Raw genomic sequence first — 3,614 nt, 5'->3', positions numbered from 1 at the left:
GTTGGCCAGGGCATCGAGCTCGCCCACTTCGGCGGCGGAATCGTCAAGGGCACCGCGGGCCTGCTGAACTTCGTCCGCTCGGTCAACCCGACCGATCCGTACAACCTGACGCACCCGGCCGAGTACTACAAGGGCGTCAACATGACGCTCGCCGGCCTCGTCTCCAGCGCCGCCAACCCCGACCGAGCACTCAAGAACGCCTGAGACGCCGCCAAGGGCGACCCCACCGAATTCTTCGGCCGACTCCTCCCCGAACTCGCCGGGACCAAGGGCGGCGGCCTGATCAAGGGCGGCCTACGGGCCGGAATGAAGGACCTCCTCAAACGCCCCAAAGGCAAGAACCGACAAGGGCACGAGAACGCCCCCGACCCCAACGCCAACCAGTGCAGCAAGGTCAAATGCGTCAATGACCCGATCGATGTCGCGACCGGGCGCATGCTGCTCCCGCAGACGGACATCGCGCTACCGGGATCACTGCCCCTCATCTTCGAGCGCGTCTTCGACTCCTCATACCGGGCCGGCCGCTGGTTCGGCACCGGCTGGTCGAGCACAGTCGACCAGCGCCTGGAGATCGACGCGGAAGGCGTGGTCTTCAGCTGCAACGAAGGAAGCCTGCTCGCCTACCCGCACCCCACACCCGGCGCCCCCGTCATGCCCACGCACGGCCGCCGCTGGCCCCTTGACCGGGTGAACGACGGCTACACCATCACCGACCCGGAAACCGGCCAAATCCGGCACTTCGTCGACCACCCCACAGGGGAGCTGGCGCTCCTGGCTCAGATCGACGACCGTAACGGCCGCTGGATCGCCTTCGAGTACGACGAGACGGGTGCCCCGACGTCGATCGTGCACCCCGTTCCGCTTCCCCGGCCAGTACTTTGACCCTGAAACAGGCCTTCACTACAACTACTTCCGCCACTACGACGCGGAGACAGCGAGATACCTCTCCGCCGACCCGCTGGGACTTGCGCCCGCCCCTAATCCGGCCACCTACGTCTCTGACCCACGCGCTTCGACAGACCCCCTCGGGCTGACACCTTGCCCGCCGAAGGGAGAGGCGAGTAACCCGTTCAAGAAAAGAGAGGACGCGGAGAAAGCTGCCTTCGAAGCCGCAGGCGTACCGTACGGCGAGACGCCAATCGCCGAGTGGACTGTCAGCGGGGACAAACATCTGAAGCACGCACCGGGCTACACGTACTCGAAGGATGAAAGCCACTGGGGCAATTTCCGACAATTTGATACACCACAAGGATCTCGCGTCATCGTGGAACATATTTCCGATCCTGCGGGAACGCATTTCCATGCCGGGAAACCCAAGATTGATGACACTCGCAGCTTGGTCAACTTCGGATGGGACAACAGCAGGGTACAGCGACCCGATCGGACTTTTGCGTACCCTGAAGACATGGGGCGATATGGAAAGATAAATAAACCCGAAGGGGATCACCATTTCTTTTATGAAGGAAATTAACCACACTCGCTATCCTGGAAAGAAGGTCCGGAATGCCTAATGATATGGCTCGGGATTGGGATAGTATCCTGCGAGCTAGTAGCGGTTTGACAGCCATTGAAGGGGGCGCACCTGTTTCGGCACCATCCCCCTTGGCCACCATTCGCGCCAGTGACAGGTGTCGACGTGGAGCCAACAATCACCGTCGCGAAGGGACAGAATTCCACTCTTGAGGAACTTGACCGCCTGTGGCGGGCACATATTTCCGATCGACTGGACCCTTCGGGAAATATCGAATTCATCATCCTGCCACCCGGGGGTGGGGGTGTCGCTGTCGGTTGGGTTCGGGTGAGATGCACCGTCGAGCTAAACCTTCCGTCAGGGATCGCTGTAGCGACTGGTTCACCAGAATTTCTTAGCTTGTTAGCAGATGGAAGTTGTCTGTTCGCAGTTTCCGAGGAGGATGACGAATACTGGATCATTGCCCGAAATTTCAACTAAGGCCGTGTCCTATTTAGCGAGAAAGAGCGAGGATAAATCTGATATTGAGGTGCCGCCGGAGGCCCCGACGGAAATCGCGAAGGGAATCGATCTGGCGCATGCGGAGTTGAAGGATCTCGGCGTGATCGGGCAGGCGTCGACGGGTCGGGGGTTCTCGGATCTTGCCTTGTCGGGGATGGAGTTGGGGCATGGCGGGCTGATGTCGGATTTCGAGACGTTCGCAACCGGTGGGAGTGGGGTGTGCGGGCCCTGACGCAGAAGGGCAACGGCTTCGCGCTGGGGGTTGGGTTGTCGGCGGGGTCCTTCGCGGAGCAGGAGCAGTACATCAAGGACTTGTTCAAGATCGGCGTGAACTCTTTGAACGGGAATCCGCACCTGTCCGAGGAGGAGGTGAAGGCCATGAGCTAGCTGAGCTCGGATACCTCCGCGACAACCCTGGATCCACTTACCAGGAAGCTCACCGATTCGCGAACGAAGACTACAATTGGGAACAACACATTCCGCTATTCAAGCGGGAAGACTTGGAAGGTGAATGGTGATGGCTTCGCTGGTATATTTTCGAAAGATTTCCGAATCAGCCGAATCGGTCGAATATGTCTTCGGATTCGACACCAATGACCCTCCTCATCGACTAGTGATGGACACGAAGAGTCGCAGATCTCGACCGATTGACGGAGAAATCAATTATGCATTCCTGAAAGCGTCACGTAAAATTAATGCGCTTTACGAAGAGACATCCCAGTGGCCTGAGCGCGGAATGAGTGTCAGCTAAATATACGGCAAGGTCGGGACTGAAACGATTTCGACGCCCCTCACCATTCCCATAACGAGCAAGGTTGCAGTGTGGCGACTGAGGCCACGCCCTCTACAAGCAGAACCCACTGCCACGCCCGTTTTCTCCCACGTCCCCGACTTCAGCTCCTTCAGGAACAGCCCGTCGAGCACCACCCACCCGGTCGCCCGGTCCACCACATCCACCGTGCGGCCATCCAGGGCGGGCGAGGCCTCGGGATCCTCCATGGGGACGAGGAGCCACAAGCCGTGCGGAGCGTCAGCGGGGCGCCCGGCGGCATTCTGCAACGCGACCAGCAACTCCCGTCCCCCCACCTCCCAGTAGCGGGCAACCAGCCCGGCCCGGTGAGCGAGCAGCACCGTGCGCGGGCCAGCGGCCGCCGCCAGCTCCGCGACGCGGGCCACGACCCGCTCCAACGCAAGCCGCGCGTAGGAGGCGAGGCCCGCGCCGATGCTCCCCGAGGCGGCGAACGCGGCATCCGCCTTCAGTAGCGCCTGCCAGGGCGCACGCTGCTCCTGAGCCAGCTCCCGCAGAGTCGTGAGGAGGAGATCATCCAGAGCGAGTGGCGTCACACCGAAACGCTCCACCAACCGTTCGGCCACACCGGGGAGCTCGGGCCCCTCGACCGTCCCATGTCTCATGGATTACGACGGAACCGATCCCGAGACCGGATTGCACCACCGTCACCAGCAGCAGCGGAGCCGTCCACCGCTACATCGTCAATGACGGCCACCAGGTGGTGGCCGAGATCGACCCGCTGGGTGCGATCAGCCGCTTCGAACGCGACCGCTACAACCGCCTCCTGTCCCGCACCGACCCGCTCGGCCACACCAACCGCTTCGCATACGACGAGTCAGGACAGCTGACCTC

General features: G+C 61.4%; 1 protein-coding gene and 3 pseudogenes. 3 read left to right on the top strand and 1 reads right to left on the bottom strand.

Annotation, left to right across the window (positions count from 1 at the left end; all coding sequences use genetic code 11):
• The 3 pseudogenes from ABTZ94_RS38105 to ABTZ94_RS36755 all read left to right on the top strand — a co-directional run.
• A pseudogene (locus ABTZ94_RS38105) lies at positions 1-852 on the top strand (DUF6531 domain-containing protein); the annotation flags it as partial.
• Positions 851-1,471: pseudogene (locus ABTZ94_RS36760) on the top strand (RHS repeat-associated core domain-containing protein); the annotation flags it as partial. The pseudogenes ABTZ94_RS38105 and ABTZ94_RS36760, both read left to right, overlap by 2 nt.
• Positions 1,472-2,000: 529 nt before the next feature.
• Positions 2,001-2,356 (top strand): annotated as a pseudogene (locus tag ABTZ94_RS36755) (hypothetical protein); the annotation flags it as partial.
• A gap of 363 nt (positions 2,357-2,719) precedes the next feature.
• Here the strand turns inward: ABTZ94_RS36755 and ABTZ94_RS36750 are convergent.
• A complete protein-coding gene (locus tag ABTZ94_RS36750) occupies positions 2,720-3,346 on the bottom strand; it encodes a hypothetical protein (RefSeq protein WP_351207687.1) in 627 nt (208 codons plus the stop codon).
• Positions 3,347-3,614: the final 268 nt, after the last annotated feature.

Origin of the sequence: Streptomyces sp. NPDC002785, assembly GCF_040295565.1 — a bacterium.
In the GTDB taxonomy this organism is placed as follows: domain Bacteria; phylum Actinomycetota; class Actinomycetes; order Streptomycetales; family Streptomycetaceae; genus Streptomyces.
This window is presented reverse-complemented; position numbering and strand designations above follow the sequence as displayed.